We start from the raw sequence: 21,783 nt of genomic DNA, 5'->3' as shown, positions 1-21,783 counted from the left end.
GTCGCGCGGAGGAGTCCCCCACGCGCTCCCTGGCCGGGTCGAGAGTTGACGCGCGTACACAGGCTCCCGTGGCTTCCACGTCGCAATCGCGGCGAGTCCCAATCCGGCTGCCATGGCCACTTTTCCAACTCCCGACCCGTCGAGCGCAATACGCGATTTCGGCCTACGGGGTTCGGCAGTGTGTCTGCCAGACTTGCTCAGCGCGCCGGATGAGTCCGCGATTACGTTCGCTCAACGCAGTTCTCTCCATTCTCATTTGACGCGATGGGCCCATCCGAATGGGTCTGCGATTTTGCCGCGCTGGATCCCGGTCAGCAGCGTGCGGATGTGTCGCGTCACTTCGCCTTCGTCGCCGTGGCCGATTGTGAATTCCCCTCCGGCATGGCGCACCTGGCCGATCGCGGTGACAACCGCAGCGGTGCCGCACGCGAACGCCTCCTTAACGCGACCGCTGCCGGCGTCGGTACGCCATGCGTCGAACACGTACGGTACCTCGCTGACTGCAATGCCGTCCCGTTTGGACAGTTCGATTATCGACGCACGGGTAATGCCCGGCAGAATCGTGCCCGATAGCGGCGGCGTCAATAGTGAGCCGTCGTCCATCACGAAGAACACGTTCATGCCGCCCAGTTCCTCGATCCATCGGTGCTCCGCTGCGTCGAGAAAGACGACCTGGTCGCAGCCCTTCGCCGAGGCTTCTGTCTGTGCGATCAGGCTGGCCGCATAGTTCCCGCCACACTTCGCCGCGCCGGTGCCACCAGGGGCCGCGCGCGTGTATTGGTCCGACACCCACACGTTCACCGCCGTTTTGCCGGCCTTGAAGTACGGTCCGACCGGGCAGGCGATCACGCAGAACACGTACTCGCTCGACGCGCGCACGCCGAGAAAGCTTTCCGAGGCGAACATGAACGGGCGCAGATAAAGGCTGCCGTCGCCGCCAGGAACCCAGTTGCGGTCTGTCCTGACGAGTGCTTCGACCGCCTGAAGGAAGAGTGCTTCCGGCAATTCGGCCATGGACATGCGGGCGGCCGAAGCGCGAAACCGTCTAGCGTTTTCCAGCGGCCGGAAAAGCAAGATCTCCCCGCCCACGCTGCGGTACGCTTTCATGCCTTCAAAAATTTCTTGCGCGTAGTGCAGCACCGAACAGGCTGGATCGATCTGGAACGGACGGCGGGGTTCCACCCTGGCGTCGTGCCAGCCGAGGCGGTCAGTCCACTTGATCGTGACCATGTGGTCGGTGAAGACGCGTCCGAACACGGGGTTCACGATGCTGGTCGCAATCTGGTCAGGTGGTGTGCGCGCGGGGTGAGGTGTCTCGACGAACTGCAGTTGTGTGTCAGTGCTCATTGTTCAATATTCCGACGATGTCTAAGGTGTAGTTTAGGTGTCTTAATGAATGCCTGCGCCTAACGTCCGTGAACCGACGCTGCTCAACACTAGCACCGGCTCCGGGGTGCGTGAGCGCGTCCGCCATCGGCGGCGCCACTTTCCATTTAATGGCGGCACCCGGGCAAGTAACAGAGGCGTCAGCTACTCCGCGCGCCGTGCGTCCCGACGATGCCGCATTCGCGCGCTAGTGCCAGCAACGCGTCATCCGAAACCGTTGTTTTACGATCAGCCAGCGCTTTGAAGCGCACGAACGCGGTATCCAGTTCGCTTTCGCTGCCCAGCGGGAGACCGAGTTCCTGCAGCCGCTGCCTGAACGCGTTGCGGCCCGACAGCTTGCCGAGCACGATCCGGCTCGCGCTCCAGCCCACGTCTTCGGCGCGCATGATCTCGTAGGTATCGCGCGCCTTCAGTACGCCATCCTGGTGAATGCCCGACGTATGGGCGAAGGCATTTGCGCCGACCACCGCCTTGTTCGGCTGGACCACGAAGCCCGTGATTTCCGAGACCAGCTGCGAGGTCTCAACGATCTGCGTGGTGTCAATGCCGATCTCGAGCCCGAAGTAGTCACGCCGCGTCTTGACTGCCATCACAACTTCCTCGAGCGCGGCATTGCCCGCCCGCTCGCCAAGGCCGTTGATCGCGCATTCGATTTGGCGCGCACCACCGGACTTGACAGCTGCCAGTGAGTTCGCCACCGCCATGCCGAGATCGTCGTGGCAATGAGCCGAGAACACCGCCCGGTCCGAATTCGGAATGCGCTGGCGCAGCTGCCTGATCAGCGCTGCGTAACCCTCCGGCACCGCATAGCCGACCGTATCGGGAATGTTGATGGTGTTCGCGCCCTCATCGATCACCGCTTCCAGCACGCGGCACAGAAAGTCCATGTCAGAACGGCTACTGTCTTCCGGCGAGAACTCGACGTCATCGGTAAAGTTGCGCGCCAGGCGCACCGCGAGACGCGCCTGCTCGTACACCTGCTCGGGTGTCATGCGCAGCTTCTTTTCCATGTGCAACGCAGAGGTCGCAATGAACGTGTGGATGCGGGACCGGTTGGCCGGCTTCAGGGCGTCGGCTGCACGCGCAATGTCCAGTTCATTGGCGCGAGCGAGCGAACAAACAACGCTAGTCTTTACATTGGCCGCGATCGCGCGGATTGCCTCAAAGTCGCCGTTCGAGCTTGCCGCGAAGCCGGCTTCGATCACGTCGACCCGCATGCGTTCGAGCTGCTTCGCGATCCGGATCTTCTCGTCCTTCGTCATCGACGCGCCGGGCGACTGTTCGCCATCGCGCAGAGTGGTGTCAAAAATGATAAGTCTGTCAGACATGCCTGTCTCCTGTAGGATCGGCCTCTGCATTGATTTTGGACCGGGGGGATAGCCCGTCCTGCCCGCCGGCGTCGCTGGATCACAGCGCCCCGGCCGCTGGCGATTGTAGCGAGTCCATCCATCTACGGACCCAGGATCAACCCTCGCGCGCTGCACACTTTCTCAGACCACACTCGGCAATACCGTCAATCCGCCGATAGCGCTTTCAATAGCAAATTTCCACTACCCCAACGGGCGCGACATTGCGCGACAGCAGACATTTCAACGAAGTTCATAATTTCCACCGAGACTGGGCTCCTAGGGCTCCGAGGAAAGGATCCCTTGCTGTAATGCGGCGCTGATGGCCGCAGCACGACTATCGACGGCAAGTTTCTGGAAGATCTGCTTGAGGTGGAACTTCACGGTGTTCTCGGAGACGTCAAGTGCACGCGCAATAGCCTTGTTGGATTGACCGCTCGCCAGTAGTTCCAACACCTGCGTTTCCTTCACGCTGAACCGGCCTCGCTGGCGAACTGGATGCGCCTGCCACCCACGCAACTGTGTCATGACAGTAGACACCGCTGGAGGGAGCCCGGTTTCCATTCGCTGGAGAATTGGCAGTATGGCCGGTCCGACTTCCAGCAACAGACCGGGTAGAGCGTGTTGTAACACCGGTGAGAGGGCCTCGCGGATTTCCGCCTGGCCGATATTGCCTTCCTGGGCCCTGGACTGCGCAACAAGAGCCATTAGCCGCAAGCGCAATGCCGGTAGTTGGAGGCCTGCATTTTCCAGTACATCCGCACCGCGTTGTAAGCGCGAAAGCGCAGCCGTAGCAGCGCCTGTCGCCAGTTGCATACGTGCGAGCGCGAGCACACCGGCCTCGCGGTTGCGCCAGTCCAATGCGGCGTCTGCCGGTGAATGGGGAGCGAAGTCGAGTTTCGCGGCCTGCGCCTCCTGCTGGGCCTGGGCAGTGAGTCCGCATTGCGACAGCAAGTCGACGCGCCATGCCCGAACCAGGTGCCCAAGCCGCGGCAGGTGGCGATCGCTGGCAAGCTGCGCGGTATGGTCCAATACCGCGAGCGCATGCTGCAAGCCGTGTTGTCGCAGTCCTGTACGCCAGGAGACTTCAGCAGCAGCCGCGAAAACGTCCAGCCAGCCATCCGTGTGCTCGAGTGACTCCTGGGCTTCCTGTAACCAGCGTTGCGTTTCGCTCCACCGTCCTTGCCAGTAGAGATGCTGGGCCTTGAAGCAGCCAACCATGGCCTTGAGCGAACTCTCCGTGCCGAAATTCGCTTCGGCCAGCGTCAGCGCCTCGTCAATCAGTTGCCTGGATGCCGTCACGGGCCCACTCATAGCAAGGGCCAGCGCCTCATGCATCAGGCAGTAGTTTTCCCCCAAGGGGCTCCCCACCAGCCGCATCTGCGCGCGGGCGGCTCTTGCTGCCTGGACGGCGTCAGGCATGCGCCCCTGGGCAATTGAGCCTACGGCCCCAACGCACAGGAGCGTGCCCTGGGCAAGTGGGTCGTCGGGGAGGCGTTCGCCCGCTGCAGCACCGGTAATGGGCCAGTTCCCGGGGTCCTCGAAGCGGTCGAAATAGACATGCACCATCGCCTGTATCACATCGAAATCACGCTCGAGGCATGGGTCACCTTTTACCGAGACTTCGGCCAGCCGCATCAGCTCCGACGCCAATGCTTCGTTGCCGAGCTTGGCCTGCAGATACGATTGCATGAGGACCAGTTCGGGCTCGCTTCGCCGGGTCAGGTCGTCGAACTGCTGCAGGAGGCTCTGCGTGTAGAGGATGCCTTTGCGCAGCACCAACTTCCATCCACCAGCATGATGGACAAGCCGCACACCGAGTTCGGCATCGTTGGCACGCAAGGCGTGCGAGACCGCGATAACCCAGTCGCCCTGTTCGGCGAGCCACCCTGCTGCGGCACGATGAATCTGTTGCGCCCGACGTGCGTCCAGTCGCGGCCGCAGGAAATCCGCCAGGAGATGATGGTAACGAAACCAGCTGTGATGGGCGTCCAGCGGAACAAGGAGGGCCTCGAACTGTGTCAACCGCGAGAGCAGCATCGCGCTGTCATGTCTGCCACGCGCAACATCGGCAAGCTCCGCGTTAAAACGCTCCAGAAGCGACGTTTCGAGAAGGAATTCGCGACAGTCCTCTGGCATGTTATCCAGGATCTGCTCGGCCAGATATTCGGCCACCTCCGCCACTCGCCCGGAAAATGACGGAAGTCCGAATGCCGACCCGCTCCCTCGCGCAAGCCACAGTCGCGCGAGTTGCACGGCGACCGCCCAGCCCTCAGTCTTTGAATGAACTGTTGCGAGGGCGGACTGCCCCAGTTCGGGACCCAGAATCTGCGATGCTTCGGACAGGGACAGCACGAGATCACTGGCCTCAACTTCATGCACGAGCCCGCGAGCCTTGAGCGTTGCCAAGGGCCATGATGGCCGGCTTCGACTCGCGACAACCAGGTGCAGCCATGGACTGCCGCGCTCCAGCAGCGTCAGCACAATTTCATTGATCGCGTCGCACTCCGCCCGATGATAATCATCGAGCATCAGCGAAAACCGACGGCCGGAGCGCGCAAGCGCCTGCAGCAGTGCGACCACTGTCCGCTGTGGGCGCGCATCGAGGGCCTGAGAATGAGCCAAAGGAGACAATGCACCAACGTCCAGTCCGGCCTCTTCTAGCGCCACCACGAGATAGGCGAGAAAGCGGTTCGCATCTTTATCCGCTTCATCGAGCGACAGCCAGGCTACCGGTGCCCCGTCTCCATCCTGCAGCAGCGACGTTCGCCATTGAGCGAGCAAAGTTGTCTTGCCAAAGCCCGGGGGCGAGATCATCAACGTGAGCGGCTTGAGCGCATCGTGCTGAAGTCTTTCCAGCAATGCGCGCCGTGGCACCGCTTCAAGCTGGGTTTGCGGCGGGGCGAGCTTACCCACCCACATCCAGGCACTGGATAGATTCGACTCTTGCGTTTGATGGTTCATGCCGTGATGTGCTTTTATGCGCTCGCACAACGAAAGATACTGCTCACGTGCACCGTCGTAAAGTTCCCGAACGCGACTGACATCGAGCCACCTTCCACAACAGTCTAACGATTCCTGGTTTGCTCAGCGGACGGTTCTTTGAACTCGACAACGAAACGTTCCTGACTCACAGCAACTGCCGAGTACTTGTTTGGATACTTCACTGCAGCAGATTCGAACAGATCAAGCGTTGCAGTCGAACTGCGCAGGTCAATGAATCCCCCGAACCCGACGGCGCATACACGATTTGTCATACAAATGCCAGTGAGGGCAATACCCTGAACGTCAGCGGGAGGGCGTGGGTCGATGAAACCGGTTACAACCACACCGTTCACGCGGCCAATGCAATCGCCACTGACGTCGTAGGTGAAATCCACGTTCTTGTAGTTCGAGGCTGGATCAACATTGACCAAAATGGCTCGTGCGGACCCTAGCGCAAGATCATCGTCCGGGAAATGCTCCGGTGTCACCAGACCCGCCTCGTGGCTGGTCACTCGCCGAAACGTTAGCGACTCCGCATAGACGCCGCATCGGCGCGTCTCCACCGCCTCGAATGGCGTGGACGCGACCAGTCCATGCAGGAACCTGATGATTGGCTGCGAGTCGGGGGTGTCGAGAAACAAAACCCCCGTCATAATCGATACCCAGTTCCAGCTTGGATCAACTTCCGTGCAGCCAATCGGCCTCCAGAAAACGGAAAGCGATATCGGCCGGTTGGACAATTCGGATTCAGGTGCCCATCCATTCACCCTGTAGGTTCCCGACGCTCCCGTTTCGGAAGTATAGGTACCGCTCAGGGCGCCGTCTGATGCGTGCGAGTGAACTGCGAGGATCGACCCGTATTCGTTTCTCCATCTTCCGATCAGGCTGCTTTGCATATTAGTGACCATCGACCGTATCGATTCCTGTGTTTCACGAGATTGCGGAGTTGGCCAACAAAAAGATAACGCCACGCCATTCGCCACTATGCCCGCATAAAGAAATTTGCCTGACGAAAATGTTCGCGAGCCTTATTGACAACGAGCACCCATTTTCGATTTCGATCAGAGTAGAGCTCGGCGATCCGGCTAACAACAGGCACAGCGGGTAGGCACTTTCAACTCATATACTCGAGCCTACCCAAACGAGTAGGTTAGAAAGGGTAAACACCAGCCCGAGCGGTTCAGCAGAAATTCCCCGCTTGAAATCGACCGTCGCGATACTGCCGATACCCCATTCTTGACGTTAGCTCTGAAAAATGGGGGCCGCGGTGATGAGCGAGTACCAACCTCCGCGGGCTGGCTCCAGAAGCAGACGCCTCGGATACTCGACAGTTCGGGGCAGGCGACCGAATGCCTATCATGAATATTCTCGCTCACCATTGTGAAGCATCACGACCAGTTCCCAGCGGGGCATGTTGCAGCCCCAGACATGAGAGTGGGCACGCTAACGTAGCGCGCCTTGATCCCATTGGGTCATTTGCGAACGCTCAACTTATTCTTCACGGCGGTAACACCTTGCACGTTTGCCGCCGCCGTCGAAGCTGCTTGCACCTGATCGGCGCTCGGAACGGAACCCTTCAGTGTCACGACTCCATGATATGTACGTACCTTGAGCTTCGACCCGTTGACACCGGCACCGGTAACCGCCGCAGTGACGTCAGAGGCGAGCTGCTTGTCCTTTGCCTTTGAGGCAACTAGCGCGGATGCCGCTTCAGGAGAAATTGGCTCCCCACCGCCCTGCGCCCATACACCAAACGTCGTGGCCAAAACCAGCGTCCCCACACATACCTTCAGAGCCCGGATAGACATTATTGATTCTCCAATTCGTTAACTAACATCTCTTGATACCACCGGTACGAAACGCATTGCCAAATCATGAGAAGCGGCTCGCCTCTCGAATCTCACCTCCCCAACCGCGGCAACTACTGGGGGGGACGAGCCTCCGGCAAGCCGGAATATTCAGCCGATCGTCATCAAATTCGCATTACCACCCGCTGCTGCCGTGTTCACGCTGACCGAACGCTCCGTCAACAGACGCTCGAGTGCGTAGTCGTCGCCGCTCTCCAGCACACGGGCTGTGACGCCCTGTACCGACACGATCGGACCAACGCGCTTCGCGACATCCTTCACGAGCCTCAACAGTTCGTCGCTGTCACCTTCGAAGAGCACGGCATCGAACGAAGCCTCAGCGTTCTTCTTCACGCTCGCGTACTGCTTAAGCGAAGCCGGCAGCGCATCTTGAAGCTGCTCGCCCGCCTCCCCTTCGAACAGCGCCCGGTTGCCCGTGGCCAGCGCCGCCGCGAACTGCATGCGCGCTCCGCTTGCCGTCGACGCCACGCACAACACCGTGCCGCGCGCGCCGAGCGTGTACGTGTTGCGCTCGCCCGTGGGACCGGCCAACACTGCCGTCATGGCCGCAGGGATCTGCGACAGGTAGCCGTCGCAGCGCGCCGCGAGTGCGGGTTCGCGCTCGGCGAGCAGCCAGTCGCGTAGCGCGGTGAGTGCAGCCTGCGGTGCGCTGCTGCTATCCGCGCCCTCTTGCGGCGCATCCACCACGAGCGCCTTCGCGAGCGACTGCGGCAGCCCCGCCGGACGCTTGGCCAAAAGACGCGAGAGATACAGCGCGCCGCCGGCCTTGGGCCCCGTGCCCGAGAGCCCTTCGCCGCCGAACGGCTGCACGCCCACCACCGCGCCAATCACGTTGCGGTTCACGTAGATATTGCCCACGTGCGCGCGGCCGATCACATGCGCGATCGTTTCGTCGATGCGCGTATGGATGCCGAGCGTGAGGCCGTAACCCGTCGCGCGGATCTGCTCGAGCAGTTTGTCCAGCTGGCTGCGGCGATAGCGGATCACATGCAGCACCGGCCCGAACACTTCGCGCTTGAGTTCCTCGAGGCTGTCGATTTCGATCAGCGTCGGCGGCACGAAGGTGCCTTGCGCGCAGCTCTCCGCCATCGGCATCTGCGTGACCTTGCGGCTCTTTTCGCGCATCGCGCCGATGTGCGCGTCGATGCCGCGCTTCGCTTCGATGTCGATCACCGGGCCCACGTCGACCGACAGCCGATCGGGGTTGCCCACCGCGAGTTCCTGCATCGCGCCCGTGAGCATTTCGAGCGTGCGCTCGGCCACGTCTTCCTGCAGGCACAGCACGCGCAGTGCCGAGCAGCGCTGGCCCGCCGAATCGAACGCGCTTTGCAGCACGTCGGCGACGACCTGCTCGGCCAGCGCCGACGAATCGACGATCATCGCGTTCTGCCCGCCCGTTTCGGCGATCAGCGGAATCGGCCGGCCATCCGAATCGAGGCGCTGCGAAAGCGTCTTGTTGATGAGCCGCGCGACTTCGGTCGAGCCCGTGAACATCACGGCGCGCGTGCGCGCATCGGCCACCAGCGCAGCGCCAACCGTTTCGCCGTCGCCCGGCAGCAGTTGCACCGCGCCCGCGGGCACGCCCGCTTCGCGCAGAATGCGCACCGCCTGGGCGGCGATCAGCGGCGTCTGTTCGGCGGGCTTCGCGAGCACGGTATTGCCCGCGGCGAGCGCCGCGGCCACCTGGCCCATGAAGATCGCGAGCGGGAAGTTCCACGGGCTGATGCACACCACCGGACCGAGCGGACGATGCGTGTCGTTCGAGAACTCTTCGCGGATCTGCGTGGAGTAATAGCGCAGGAAGTCGATGGCCTCGCGGATTTCCGCCACGGCGTTCGGCAGCGACTTGCCCGCCTCGCGCACGATCAGGCCCATCAGCGTGTGCATCTGCGCTTCGAGCAAGTCGGCGGCGCGCGCGAGGCAATCCGCGCGCGCTTCCACGGGCGTGGCCTGCCAGATCGGCGCGGTCGAGACCGCGTGGGTAAGCGCTGCGCTCACGTGCTCGCTCGTTGCTTCCACAACGGTTCCCACGAGATCGCGATGATCGGCGGGATTGCGCACGTCGCGTGCGGCGCCATCGGCAATATCGGCCGCGGCGAGCATCGGCGCGGCGCGCCACGGATGATGCGCGCTAGCGAGCAGCGCCGAAGACAGCGAAGCCAGACGATGCTCGTTCGAGAGGTCGAGGCCCATCGAATTCTGGCGCTCGCTGCCGTAGAGATTGCGCGGCAGCGGAATCTTCGCGTGCGGCGCGCCGGGCGGCACGACCTTCGCGGCTTCGTCGATGGGATTCGCGACCAGCTCGCTCACCGGCACGGTTTCGTCGGCGATGCGATTCACGAAGGACGTGTTCGCGCCGTTTTCGAGCAGGCGGCGCACGAGATACGCAAGCAGCGTTTCGTGCGTGCCGACCGGCGCGTAGACGCGACACGGACGGTTAAGCTTGCCCTGCGAGACCGGGCCCGTCACTTCCTCGTACAGCGGCTCGCCCATGCCGTGCAGACACTGGAACTCATACTGGCCGGGATAGTAGTTATTGCCCGCGAGGTGATAGATCGCCGAGAGCGTGTACGCGTTGTGCGTGGCGAACTGCGGATACACCGCGTCGGGTGCGCCGAGCAGGCGCTTGGCGCAGGCGATATACGACACGTCGGTGTAGATCTTGCGCGTGTAGACCGGATAGCCTTCGAGGCCGTCCACCTGGGCGCGCTTGATTTCCGTGTCCCAGTAGGCGCCCTTCACGAGGCGCACCATGATGCGGTGACGGCTGCGGCGCGCGAGATCGACGATGTAGTCGATCACGAACGGGCAGCGCTTCTGGTAAGCCTGCACCACGAAGCCGATGCCGTTCCAGCCCGCCAGATCCGGGTCGAAGCACAGCGCTTCGAGCAGGTCGAGCGAGAGTTCGAGGCGGTCGGCTTCCTCGGCGTCGATATTGAGGCCGATGTCGTAGCGGCGCGCGAGCACGGCGAGCGCGCGCACGCGCGGCAGCAGCTCGCTCATGGTGCGCTCCTGCTGCGCGCGCGAATAGCGCGGATGCAGCGCGGAGAGCTTGATCGAGATGCCGGGGCCTTCGTAGATGCCGCGTCCGCCCGCGGCCTTGCCGATCGCGTGGATCGCCTGCTCGTAGGAAGCGTAGTAGCGCTGCGCATCGGCTTCGGTCGTGGCCGCTTCGCCGAGCATGTCGTACGAGTAACGGAAACCGCGCGCTTCGAACTTGCGGCTGTTGGCGAGCGCCTCGGAGATGTTCTCGCCCGTGACGAACTGCTCGCCCATCAGGCGCATGGCCATGTCCACGCCCTTGCGGATCAGCGGCTCGCCGCCCTTGCCGATCATGCGCGTGAGCGCCGAGGAAAGGCCGGTCTCGCTGTTGGTCGTGACCAGCTTGCCGGTGATCATGAGACCCCAGGTGGCGGCGTTCACGAACAGCGAGGGCGCGTGGCCTACGTGCGATTTCCAGTCGCCCTTGCTGATCTTGTCGCGAATCAGCGCGTCGCGCGTGGCGCGGTCGGGAATGCGCAGCAGCGCTTCGGCGAGGCACATCAGCGCGACGCCTTCCTGGCTCGACAGCGAGAACTCGTGGATCAGGCCTTCGACGCCGCCGCCGGTGCCCTTGGCGCGCAACGCCTCGACGAGCTTCGTGGCGAGCTTCGTGACGTCGCCCGTGAGGTTCGCGGGCAGGCGCGCTTCGCCAATCAGGAACGGCACGCATTCCGGCTCCGGACGGCGGTACGCGGCCGTGATGGCCGCGCGCAGCACCGACTGCGGCTGGATGTTCTGGGCGAAATCGAGGAACGGTTCGGGACTAAGGTCGTGGCCTGCATCACTGCCAGCATCGCCGTTGGGCTCGATGGCATTCTGTAGATCGACCAACTCGGTTGGTACCTCTCCATCCTCGATCTTCTGAAGATACGAAAAAATCGCCTGCTTCATCAGCCAATGCGGACTGCGCTGAATACGCTCGGCCGCCACCCTCAGGCGCATCCGCAGTGCGCCGTCCACCTTCACCCCGACCGTCGTAGTTTTCAGCAGTTCCTGATCCAATTTCCCTTCTTCCGTGAATGCGCCTCGCCGGCTACTCCCCGTGCGATCGGACACGACAAATCGTTGCACTTCCATTCGATAGACCCTCACCGTCCTTGATCCAACCCGTCAGCGCGGGGACGGTTATGCCATTGCAGCAAGCAACGGCATAACCATGAATATCCCGGACGTTCCGGGACAGATTCACTACTAGGCAAGATCCTTGCCTTCGGTTTCGGGCACGAACAGCGCCATCAGCACCGTGGCAACCAAAAACAGGTTGATGAACGTCGTGGTCAAGTTAAACGACGACCCTTGGGCGACCAGTACGCCGACTACTGACGGCGCCAGGATGTTCGCGATACGCTGCGCCAGGATGGCCCAGCTATAGCCGACAGTCCGCAAGTGCGTCGAATACAGTTCCCCGACCCACGTATCCCACACTCCCCAAGCTCCAAGGCTGAAAAACGCAAGAGCAAAATTGCTGAGATACAGTGCTGTCATCGTATGGACGTTCGCGAACGCATATCCCGAGATCGCGGACAGGGCAACGTATGCGATCACAACCTTCTTGCGGCCAAGCTTCCCGGTCAGGTACGACGCGCTCATGTACCCCGGAATCATGCAAAGAGCCGAAATCGCAATAAAGCTATAGCTTTGCGGCAAGCTAAGTCCGCGCTGCTGCAGGAGCGTCGGCAGCCACGTCTGCAGACCCCAGTAGCCCCATGAAAACGTGAAATTGATTGCGACCTGCAGCAGCGTGACGGGCAGAACTCGTCCAGACAGAAGATCACGCCAGACTCCGCCCTTCACTTCCTCCACGTGCAAGCTGCGTTGCGGTGCGATGACCGTTGCGCCACGGCTAAGACGGAGGATGACTGCCTTCGCCTGTTCCTGACGTCCCGTCGCAGCGAGCCAATAAGGGGATTCCGGCACAGCCCATGCCACGACCAGCGCCCAGAGGGCAGCGAAGGAACTGAAGCCGATAACCCAACGCCATCCCATCGGCATCAACCAGATCGTGGCGCCTAATGCGAGCAGCATGCCAATCGGCCAGCCAGCCGCCAGATACACCGTAAACGGCCCGCGAGCACGCACAGGCAGAAGCTCGACAAAGTAGGGGAACGTCACAACCAACATTCCGGCCGCGACCACACCGGCAAGGAGACGCGTGACATACAACGTGCCATAGTCTGGCGACATGACACTCAGTATTGACACGAGCCCATACAACACGAGGCTGGAAATAATCGTCTTCTTACGCCCGATCCTGTCGAACACAGGTCCCCATAGGACCGAACCGATTGCCATGCCGACAAAGATCGCACCAATCAGGTTGCCCACCTGTACCGCGCCAAGGTTGAAGTCCTTCGCGATCAGCGGGGAGGTGTAGACGATAATCATCATCTCCCACGCCTCGATCACAAAGACGAAAAACAACGCAAGGCAGCTCTTCAGGTGCTCAATCGTGAGCGGTAGCGCCTCAAATACCTTTCCGACACCAATCCGCGCTTCCATCTGGCTTTGCCCATTGGATGAGACGCGTTCAGGCGATGCAGCCCCGCCATACGACGAATTAAGCGGCCCGGCTGTGTTTTGTGAAGGGTTATTCATGGAAATTCCTTTTCCTCGAAGGGTGCGTCGCAAGCCTGTGTTCTCACAGGCCTTATCTCGCGCCACAGTCAGAACAACACCGAGTTGCCGATAGGTGCTTGCCCCTGGAAGAGCCCAAAATCGTGCAACTCCGACTCCGGCGGTGGCTCGCAGCTCCAGACACGGCTGGGCTTCCAATCGAATTGCTTCTTGAACTTTGCGAGTGATTCAGCCATCTTGAAGGCCGCCACGACAGGATCAATGACCGGCACGCCCACTGCCTGTTGCACGGCATCGAAGAAGCCGAACTCGATCGTGCAACCAAGGATGATCGCCTCCGCATGATCCTCGCGCACCGCGCGCTTCGCCTCTTCGATGATTCGCTGGCGCGTCGCTTCCGGTTGAGCCTGAAAATCGTTGACCCCCATGCCGAGCGAGCGCATCGATGCGAGTCGGTCGATCTGACCGTAGGCTCGCACACGATCGGTCATCTGTTCGATCCATTTCTCGCGCCCGACGATTACCGAAAAGCGGTTGGCCAGATTCGCTGCGATCTGCACGCTCGCCAAACACGGACCCACCACGATGGTCTGCCCGGAGATTTCACGGGCCCCCTCGAGCGCTGGATCATAGAAACAGCCCACTACAAGCGCATCGATACCTCGCTGGGCGGAGTCTCGCGAAACCGCGATGGTTCTTTCATAGATCAGCGCTTCATAGGAGCGATACTCCAGATGTGTCGGTGTCGGCGTCATATCAAACGACACAACTTCCACACTCGTCGATGGTTGCTTGATCGAGTGCAGCAATTGCCCGATCTGGGTATCCCACGCCGCATAGCCGACCGGATTCAGCCAGCGGACTGACACAGGAACATCCGCCGGCTCACTGTTGAATTGATGATTCATGTTCGTTCCTTCGAAAATAATTTAGGTTGCCTGCCATTCCCGAACGGATGGAGCGAAGGCATAGCAAACGAATGCCAGACCGTTAGAGGTTCTTAACGATTGCCATCGTCACGGATATCGAACGTTTCAGGTTGGAAGACACGTAGTAGTCAAAGTTGATGTTTCCGGAGACATATAGTCCGTATTTAGCGAACCCGAAGTACGTGAAGCTAGGACCGATCTTGCCCTCGCGACTTTCTGCAAAGTCCGAGTCCCTCCAGCCATATATGCTGTACGCATGGTGAATGCCGAGGAACAGATCATCGCGAACCTGGTAACCCGCAGCCACATCCATGAATGTGGCGCTTAGCCCGCCCTTCAGCTTCACCATCTCGCCGTTCGCGATCGTCGTCGCATTCAGGTTGCGGGTGGCATAGTTCAGTTCAACTGGATTGAAGGTAATACCGATCCTGCCGATCTGAAGGTAGTTGTTTACGTTAAAGCCAAACGAGTACTGATTGGCTCCCGCGCCAAAGCCATTATTACCTTCCTTTCCGTTCGGAAACACTACGGTAAACGTCGGGCTCGTCCAGAAGGTCTTGTACCCAGGTGATCCAGCCGGCTGGTCAGGCACAACCACGTTGTAGTAATACTCAATGCCGATGTTCGGATACGCAAATCCCCAACCGCTCGCGCCGGGCACGCCGTAGTTGTTCGACGAATAGCCAACCGAGCCGTTGATCCAGAATTCGAACTGGTCGCGGTGGGTGCCGGTGAAGCCCGTTTCGGTGAAGTATGCTGGATTGAATGACGAATAGATTGAATTCGAATTCGGTGAGGTGTGCTGGAAGACCGGGAAGGCCTCAAGTGCCCACCCCCCGGGAACGCCAGCCTGCCCGAAACCGATGAACTCGTCGGCGTTCGCATGCAAAGGCACGGAAAGCATCGCAACGACTGACAGGCTGGCGAGTGAATGAATATAACTACAATGTTTCACAAAAGTCTCCTTTATGAATATAATTAGCATTACTACGCATACAGGTTTGGTTCACGCCGAAATCAACACGCTCGAACTCACTCTCCCGCCCGCTTGTTCAGCCGATAGCTGATTTTCACCAGAACCGGATGATGCCTGCACTAACTTGTCATGGCGCTTTCCACTTCGGCGATTGTCTTGGGCGTACCTGGCCCCATAATGCGGGCTCCATTTGTGGTCACTAGCACCTCATCCTCGATACGCATGCCTCCAAAATCGAGATAATTCTTGAACCGTTCATAGACGATGAACTGCTCGTGACGGCGCTCCACGCTCCAGCGCCGGATCAGAGTCGGTATAAAGTAAATTCCTGGTTCAACGGTCAATACCATGCCAGCGTTCAGGCATTTAGCCATCCGCAGGCTGCACATTCCGAACAGCTGGCTTCTCTGGAACTGGTTGTCGTAACCGACACGGTCTTCTCCAAACGACTCCATGTCGTGAACGTCCAGGCCGAGCTGGTGGCCAAGCCCATGCGGGAAGCAGATTGCGTAGGCTCCAGAGGAGACCACCTCTAGCGGATCCCCTCTGAAAAAGCCCATTTCCGCCATGCCCTCCACCATGCGCAGCACCGCAAACCGGTGTATATCGACGAAAGGAACCCCAGGGCGGATTGCATCGATACCGGCTGCCTGAACCCGCAGCAGAAGCTCGTACAAGTCGCGCTGACGAGGGCTGAACCTGCCGCTGACGGGTAGGGTCCGGGTCACGTCGCTCGCATAACCCATGGTGCTGGTCGCGCCAGAATCATTCACGACAAGGTCACCGTGCTCCAGACGAAGGTTATAGTTGAAGTTATGAAGAATCTCGCCCCGCTTCGTGAACACGGGCTGATACGCTTCAAGCATGCCGTTGCGTCCGAGCACCTGACGCATGCCTGCAACGACTTCACGCTCGACCACCCCCGCCTTCGTCAGTCGCATCGCAGTGCGATGCATTTCATCGGCAATCGAGAGCGCACTCTCGATTTCAGCAATCTCCACTTCCGACTTGATCTCGCGCAGGCTCACCACTGCCCGAACCAGGTCTGCCGACGCGCGAATCCCTATTTCGTTGGGCCGGTAGCCGAGTAACCTCGACAGTTCGAGTGTCGTCTCCGCTCGATAAGGCGGCAGGAAGTGCACGTCACGCCCACGCCGAACGGCTTCGGCGATTACCTCCTGCAAGGCGGCATACGGTTTGACAACCGAAACCGCGACTGCTGCGCACTGGTCCGCAAGTGTCGCTAAGTTCCCGAGCCAGATTTCATCATCAAGTCCGGACTCGTCGCCAAACATGACGTCCTCGCCTCGATCGGCGTCGATAAATGCTGCGAGACCTGGTCGATTCAGGCCGAAAAAATACGAAAACGTGGAATCCTGCCGGAAGGGATGCACGTTGTGGGCAAAGTTGATCGGCGCGTCGACACTACCCATGATGAGGGCCAATCCCGAGCCAAGCTTCTCCCGCAGCGCATGCCGGCGCCCGATGTAGACGCTATCTGCAAACATGACTTTCAACCCCTTGTCTCTGTCCCGTATGCTCGTGCCTTACACCCTGAGCCCGTAGAACTTCTCAGCAAGCTCGGTACTCACGTAGCCATTCTTCACGTCGTCAAGAACAGCCTCGAGCGAGCGTTCGGAGGGATCGCCGTAGCCACCGCCGGATCCAGTCCGAACGTGGATCACGTCACCCTTGTTCAGGATCAACCCACTGACCATCGAGTAGCGCTCGCTGCGGCCGTCCGTACGGACTACCTCGACATAGTTCGGCGATCCGTCAGTTCCGCCTTCCAGCCCCCAGGGCGGGACTTTCGAGCGCGTGTAACCGCAGGTGAGGAACGTGCCATCCGAGCGGACCTGGTAGTCGACGCGAATTCCTCGCCCTCCCCGGTACTTTCCGTACCCGCCCGGTTCGTCGTTCAATTCCATCCGGTCGACATACAGTCCATAGCGCGCCTCGCAAACCTCAACGGGACAGTTGTAGGTTTCGCCGTGCAGTCCCGAGTACATCGCACTGTTGCCGTCCCGCCCACGCTCCCCGCCCCAACCGCCAATTTCCGGCTCGACGAGCGTGAATGTCCGGCCGGTATCCGGATGCAGGCCGCCAATGATGGTCGCGCAGACGGATGCGAAATTTCCTGCCGGCAGCCTGTCCGGCAGATGCGTCGCGAGACACCGCAGGATCAGGTCGTAGACGCGGATCAGATTTTCGAAGTAGAAGCCTTCGGCGGCTGGGGCACTCGCATCGAACAGCGTACCTGGACGAGTAAGCACTTTGAGCGGTCGAAACGTTCCGCCGTTCGTCGCTGCCTGGGGCGCCGTCACGGCTTTGAACGCCATCTGCGCCGCCACCACGGTTCCGTCACGGCTCAGATTAGTCGGGCCGGCTGCCTGGTCCGGGTTATCGCGCAGATCGACAATTACTTCGGTATCTTTTATTTCAACCGTGACCTTGAAGACCTGGCCGTCATCCTGCGGTTCTTCCATGTTGAACCGCCCCCGGGGCGCGTCCTCCAGGGCCTTCAGGGTGACCTTCTCACCGAGGTTCATGAAGTCGTCGACAGCTCTGAGAAACAAACTGGTCCCGTACTTGCGCGCGAGTTCGGCGAGGCGGCCCGCACCACCGCGCACTGCTGCGATTCCTGCCCACAGGTCACCCTCCATGAAGTCCGGCATGCGCGTATTCGCCTGCAAGATCTGCATCACGGACCGGATTGGCTTCCCTCTAGAAATCAGCTTGACAGAGGCAAGTCGCAACCCTTCCTGGAAGATGTCTTTGGCGTCGGTGGAAAGGGATCCGGGAACCATCCCACCCACATCGTTCCAGTGGGCGATGTTGGCAGTCCACGCAATAAGCTGTTCATCAACAAACACGGGCATCGCAAGCACCACGTCGTTCAGGTGGGTGACTCCTCCACTGTGCGGATCGTTGGTGATGAAGATGTCTCCGGGCTCAATCTCACCAGGCTGCGAGTGGTGCACGAGGATCTGCTTGACGGCCTTGTCGAGTACCCCGACGAACGCGGGAATGCCGGAGCCCGAGCTGGCGATCTCGCCGCGCGCGTCGGTGATGCCCGTGCCCATGTCGAGAACTTCGTAAATGATCGGGCTCATTGCCGTCTTGCGCATCGCCGCGAACATTTCGTCGGCGATCGCCTGCAGGGAATTCTGGATGATCTCCAGCGTGAAGATGTCGATCTGACTCATTTTCCGTTCTCCGTCGTCCTCAGATGGTGATGTGAATGTTGCCGAGGCGATCGATGCTGACACCGTTGTTTGGGTGAACCACGATCGTCGTGCCGGAGTCTTCAATGATGGCCGGGCCCGTGAAAGTCATGCCCGGTTCGAGCTTCGCATTGTCGTAGATGACCGCTTCGTGTATTCCTTCCAGCGCGTAGTCGACCATGCGCCGTCCCTTCGTCGCCGATTCCACCGTAGCGCCCGTTACGGCCAGTTCGTCGAGGTCCAGCTTGCCGATTTCCGCAACGGCAACAATGTGGAAACCTACGATTTCGAGAGGTGCATCGAGGCGATAGGTGTACTGTTGCTCGTACAGCGCATGGAAGCGGTCGGCAATCGCCGCCCAGTGTGCAACAAGCCGTTCGCCAGGCTGCAGCGGGACCTCGACTGCGTGCTCCTGGTTCTGATACCGCAGCTTGCACAGCACCGTCAGTTTCACGCGCTCAGGAGCAATGTCTTCCTTCGCAAACTGCTCGAATGCTGCAGCCCGCAGGTCATTCAGCAGCGACTGCGATTCAGCAATAGCACCCTCGCGATTTGCCTCAAAGAAGCGGTTGACGAAGAGGTCGCGCCGCAGGTCCGACATCGTCATGCCCCACGCCGAGAAGACCGACGCCCCGCGGGGGATGACTACCTTCTTCACGCCCAATTCCTGTCCGAGGGCGACAGCGTGCATGGCGCCGCCCCCACCGAATGCAACGAGAGTAAAGTCCCGGGGGTCGTGGCCACGGTTCAATGACACCAGCTTCAATGCATTGACCATGTTGTCATTGGCGATGCGGACAATTCCGCGGGCGATCTCTTCTCGCTTCATGCCCAACCGGGCTGCAAGAGGATCGAGCGCCCGCTCGACAGCGTCCATGTCCGCAACGGTTTCGCCGCCACAGAAATAGTCCCTGTTAATCCGGCCCAGCACGAGGTTGGCATCGGTGGTGGTAGCGTTCGTGCCTCCACGACCGTAGGCGGCAGGTCCGGGCGCCGCGCCGGCCGACTGTGGTCCCACATGCAGCTTACTGAACTCATCGATCCACGCAATCGAACCGCCCCCATTCCCGATCTCGACGAGGTCGACCACCGGTACCATGATCGGGTAACCCGCGCTCACTCGATCGCGTTCGATCCAGTAGTCCGTCTTGATGGTTACCTGGCCATCGCGGATAAGCGAGCATTTTGCGGTTGTGCCGCCGATATCGAGCGCCAGCACATTGGGTTCTCCAATGAGCCGCCCGAGTTCGGCCGCGCCCCAGAAACCGCTTGCCGGTCCTGACTCGACCATGGTGATTGGAGTCTGCCGGGCGTGAGATACGGTATCGACACCGCAGTTTGACTGCATCACGTACAAGGGTGCCTTGTAGCCACTCTTGCGTAGCCCCTGCTCGAGGTTGTCGAGATAGCGAGAGGCGATCGGCTGGACGTAGGCTGATAGCACCGTGGTGCTCGATCGTTCATATTCGCGCCATTCACGGGTAATCTGGTGTGAAGCGACGGCCGAGACTCCTGGCCATATGCGTTTCACTTCAGCGAGAACCGCCTGCTCGTGGGCAGGATTCGCGTACGCATGCAGCAGGCAGATCGCAACCGCCTCCACACCCTCACGCTGAAAATCCGCGAGGATCTGCTCCAGCCCTCTCATGTCGAGGGATTCACGTTCCTGCCCGTTGAAATGTACCCGGCCGGCGATTTCCCGGCGAAGATAACGAGGTACAAACGGCGCGGGCTTAACCCACTGCAGGTTGAAGAAGTCGGGACGATTTGCGCGGGCAATTTCGAGGACGTCACGAAAGCCGGTTGTCGTAATCAGTCCGGTCTTCACGCCGCGTCGTTCGGTCAGTGCATTGATGACGACGGTCGTGCCGTGTGCGAGGAAGCTGACGTCCTCGAGTCGCACGTCGGCCTTGCGCAGCACGTTCAGGATGCCCTGCTCAAAATTGGGCGGTGTCGTATCGGACTTGGCAGTTCGAATCTTCTGTCTGCCACTAACCGGATCAAATTCAAAGTAAACCAGGTCGGTAAATGTACCGCCAACGTCGGTTGCGACGCGTACGGTTTTTCCATTTATTGTCACAGTACGTCTCCTTGCATCACAGGCCCCGCAATTGGACCGTGAGTTGATAATTCATCGAATTGCCTTCCGGCTGGATCATCGCCGGGCCGCCACGAAGTTCGTTGCCAGCGGTAAGCCGCCGTTCGCCGCTATCGTCGGAGGTGATGCACTGGGCGGAAAAACACACCATGTGCCGTGCTCATGCCGGAAGAAAAAGACCGTCAGCGCATCGCTGGCGCACGATGCCCTGACGCCGACATATCGCGTCTTGTCCGCACGCGTGCAGCTGAACCGGGTCAGTCGTACCGGTCCTTCAGAAACTGGCCCGAGCCATTTCTCGACTTGCGAGCGCAAAGAGTTGTTGCGTATGCCCATCTCTTTCTCCTAAGACTCACTTGCTGGAATCTCGCCAAGCATCTCCGGCGGCGATTGCGAGCATCCGCATCGCGTACGGCCGATGCCGCTGCCCGTTGTCACAGATGGGTTATCAATGGCTCAGAAGCATCGGCGCGTAGGCTAGCGCGCGAAGCATCGTGGCTTTCTGCACGCGCTCCGGTGTGAACCACAGCGGTTCATGGAGAAGGTTCACGGTTCCAATCGTCGCGCCGGAAAGGCACACCGGCAGATTCAGAACCGAACCGCAGCCCAGACCGAAGATCGTTTCATGGTCTGGCATGACTCGACGGACTTCAGCCGCGTCATGGCACAGGAATATCTCCCGGCGCCCAATCACCTGCTGCACCCATTCATCGCAAGGTCCGCCCTTGGTACCGCCAACCGGATACACATCGGGCCGACTGCTCCAGATACGGCGCGCAATAAGGTCGTGGCCGCTCTCAAAGACCGACACAGTGAAAATGCGATGGCCGACGAATTGCGCAAAAATATGGGCAAGAGCGTCCAGGATCTCGGCCAGTGACGACGCCGATGCCTGAGCGGCAGTCATCGCGATCATTGCCTGCGCTGCTGCATCGGACTTACACACCTCGTTCATCACCCTTCCCCCATTGATGCGATACGAATTGCGGTTGAGTTGCAATTTATAAAACCGTTAAGCGCAACTCAACGCTGGCTACGGGTAGGCACCGCCGCCCGGGTAGCCATATCTACCCGTTTGGGTAGGTTAATGAGGGGAACCCCTACGCTTATGTAAGAGCCAATTTCACAAAGTCCTCGACGTCAGTTGCAAGGTGTTCTAGAGAGCGTCAAGCAGCGTGGCCGGTCAGCGACAACTATTTTGGCCGGTCAACGGGGTGGTTGTCGTTGGGTATCAGGTCATATTTGGCGTTCCTCCTTCGTAGTTGTCGTTGCGTGATGGCGTAGTTGACGCTCACCGCTACTGCGTAACGTTGCCGTCTTCCGGCAACTGGCTGCTAAACGGGTTGTCATCGTTT

13 protein-coding genes and 1 pseudogene are annotated in these 21,783 nt (G+C 60.2%); 1 reads left to right on the top strand and 13 read right to left on the bottom strand.

Going from position 1 to position 21,783, the window contains the following annotated elements:
- Window positions 1–252: 252 nt before the first annotated feature.
- From NH14_RS15675 to NH14_RS15620, 12 genes and pseudogenes are all read right to left on the bottom strand, one after another.
- Window positions 253–1,347 carry a branched-chain amino acid aminotransferase gene (locus NH14_RS15675; protein WP_035532834.1) on the bottom strand — a complete coding sequence of 365 codons (1,095 nt, stop codon included), beginning with the start codon at window positions 1,345–1,347 and terminating at the stop codon, window positions 253–255.
- Between the two features lie 218 nt (window positions 1,348–1,565).
- Window positions 1,566–2,714, bottom strand: a pseudogene (locus tag NH14_RS15670) (2-isopropylmalate synthase); the annotation flags it as partial.
- Between the two features lie 297 nt (window positions 2,715–3,011).
- Window positions 3,012–5,696, bottom strand: coding sequence for a winged helix-turn-helix domain-containing protein (locus NH14_RS15665; protein WP_035532837.1), 2,685 nt, complete (start codon window positions 5,694–5,696; stop codon window positions 3,012–3,014).
- 104 nt (window positions 5,697–5,800) lie between these two features.
- A complete protein-coding gene (locus NH14_RS15660) occupies window positions 5,801–6,625 on the bottom strand; it encodes an avidin/streptavidin family protein (RefSeq protein WP_084225886.1) in 825 nt (274 codons plus the stop codon).
- Window positions 6,626–7,189: 564 nt separating this feature from the next.
- Window positions 7,190–7,525 (bottom strand): BON domain-containing protein, encoded by a 336-nt coding sequence (locus tag NH14_RS15655; protein ID WP_052148450.1) that lies wholly within the window; start codon window positions 7,523–7,525, stop codon window positions 7,190–7,192.
- Between the two features lie 150 nt (window positions 7,526–7,675).
- Complete coding sequence (putA, locus tag NH14_RS15650; RefSeq protein ID WP_035532881.1) at window positions 7,676–11,614, bottom strand: trifunctional transcriptional regulator/proline dehydrogenase/L-glutamate gamma-semialdehyde dehydrogenase; 3,939 nt, start codon at window positions 11,612–11,614, stop codon at window positions 7,676–7,678.
- A 204-nt stretch (window positions 11,615–11,818) separates the two neighbouring features.
- Window positions 11,819–13,222 (bottom strand): MFS transporter, encoded by a 1,404-nt coding sequence (locus NH14_RS15645; RefSeq protein WP_084225887.1) that lies wholly within the window; start codon window positions 13,220–13,222, stop codon window positions 11,819–11,821.
- Between the two features lie 68 nt (window positions 13,223–13,290).
- Window positions 13,291–14,109 carry an aspartate/glutamate racemase family protein gene (locus tag NH14_RS15640; RefSeq protein WP_035532840.1) on the bottom strand — a complete coding sequence of 273 codons (819 nt, stop codon included), beginning with the start codon at window positions 14,107–14,109 and terminating at the stop codon, window positions 13,291–13,293.
- 82 nt (window positions 14,110–14,191) lie between these two features.
- Complete coding sequence (locus tag NH14_RS15635; protein ID WP_202031677.1) at window positions 14,192–15,085, bottom strand: hypothetical protein; 894 nt, start codon at window positions 15,083–15,085, stop codon at window positions 14,192–14,194.
- 140 nt (window positions 15,086–15,225) lie between these two features.
- The gene (locus tag NH14_RS15630; protein WP_035532843.1) at window positions 15,226–16,614 is read right to left on the bottom strand and encodes an aminopeptidase P family protein; all 1,389 of its coding nucleotides are present in this window, start codon (window positions 16,612–16,614) and stop codon (window positions 15,226–15,228) included.
- Between the two features lie 39 nt (window positions 16,615–16,653).
- Window positions 16,654–18,312: a hydantoinase B/oxoprolinase family protein gene (locus tag NH14_RS15625; RefSeq protein ID WP_035532846.1), complete on the bottom strand. Its 1,659-nt coding sequence runs from the start codon at window positions 18,310–18,312 to the stop codon at window positions 16,654–16,656.
- Between the two features lie 19 nt (window positions 18,313–18,331).
- Window positions 18,332–20,410, bottom strand: coding sequence for a hydantoinase/oxoprolinase family protein (locus NH14_RS15620; protein ID WP_152617288.1), 2,079 nt, complete (start codon window positions 20,408–20,410; stop codon window positions 18,332–18,334).
- 31 nt (window positions 20,411–20,441) lie between these two features.
- Here NH14_RS15620 and NH14_RS15615 point away from each other — a divergent pair, with 31 nt between their 5' ends.
- Window positions 20,442–20,777, top strand: a complete 336-nt coding sequence (locus NH14_RS15615) for a hypothetical protein (RefSeq protein WP_161790884.1) — start codon at window positions 20,442–20,444, stop codon at window positions 20,775–20,777.
- A gap of 99 nt (window positions 20,778–20,876) precedes the next feature.
- Here NH14_RS15615 and NH14_RS15610 read toward each other — a convergent pair whose 3' ends face one another.
- Complete coding sequence (locus tag NH14_RS15610; RefSeq protein ID WP_152617289.1) at window positions 20,877–21,428, bottom strand: GAF domain-containing protein; 552 nt, start codon at window positions 21,426–21,428, stop codon at window positions 20,877–20,879.
- Between the last annotated feature and the right edge of the window lie 355 nt (window positions 21,429–21,783).

This window comes from Paraburkholderia sacchari (assembly GCF_000785435.2).
GTDB classification, from domain to species: domain Bacteria; phylum Pseudomonadota; class Gammaproteobacteria; order Burkholderiales; family Burkholderiaceae; genus Paraburkholderia; species Paraburkholderia sacchari.
This window is presented reverse-complemented; position numbering and strand designations above follow the sequence as displayed.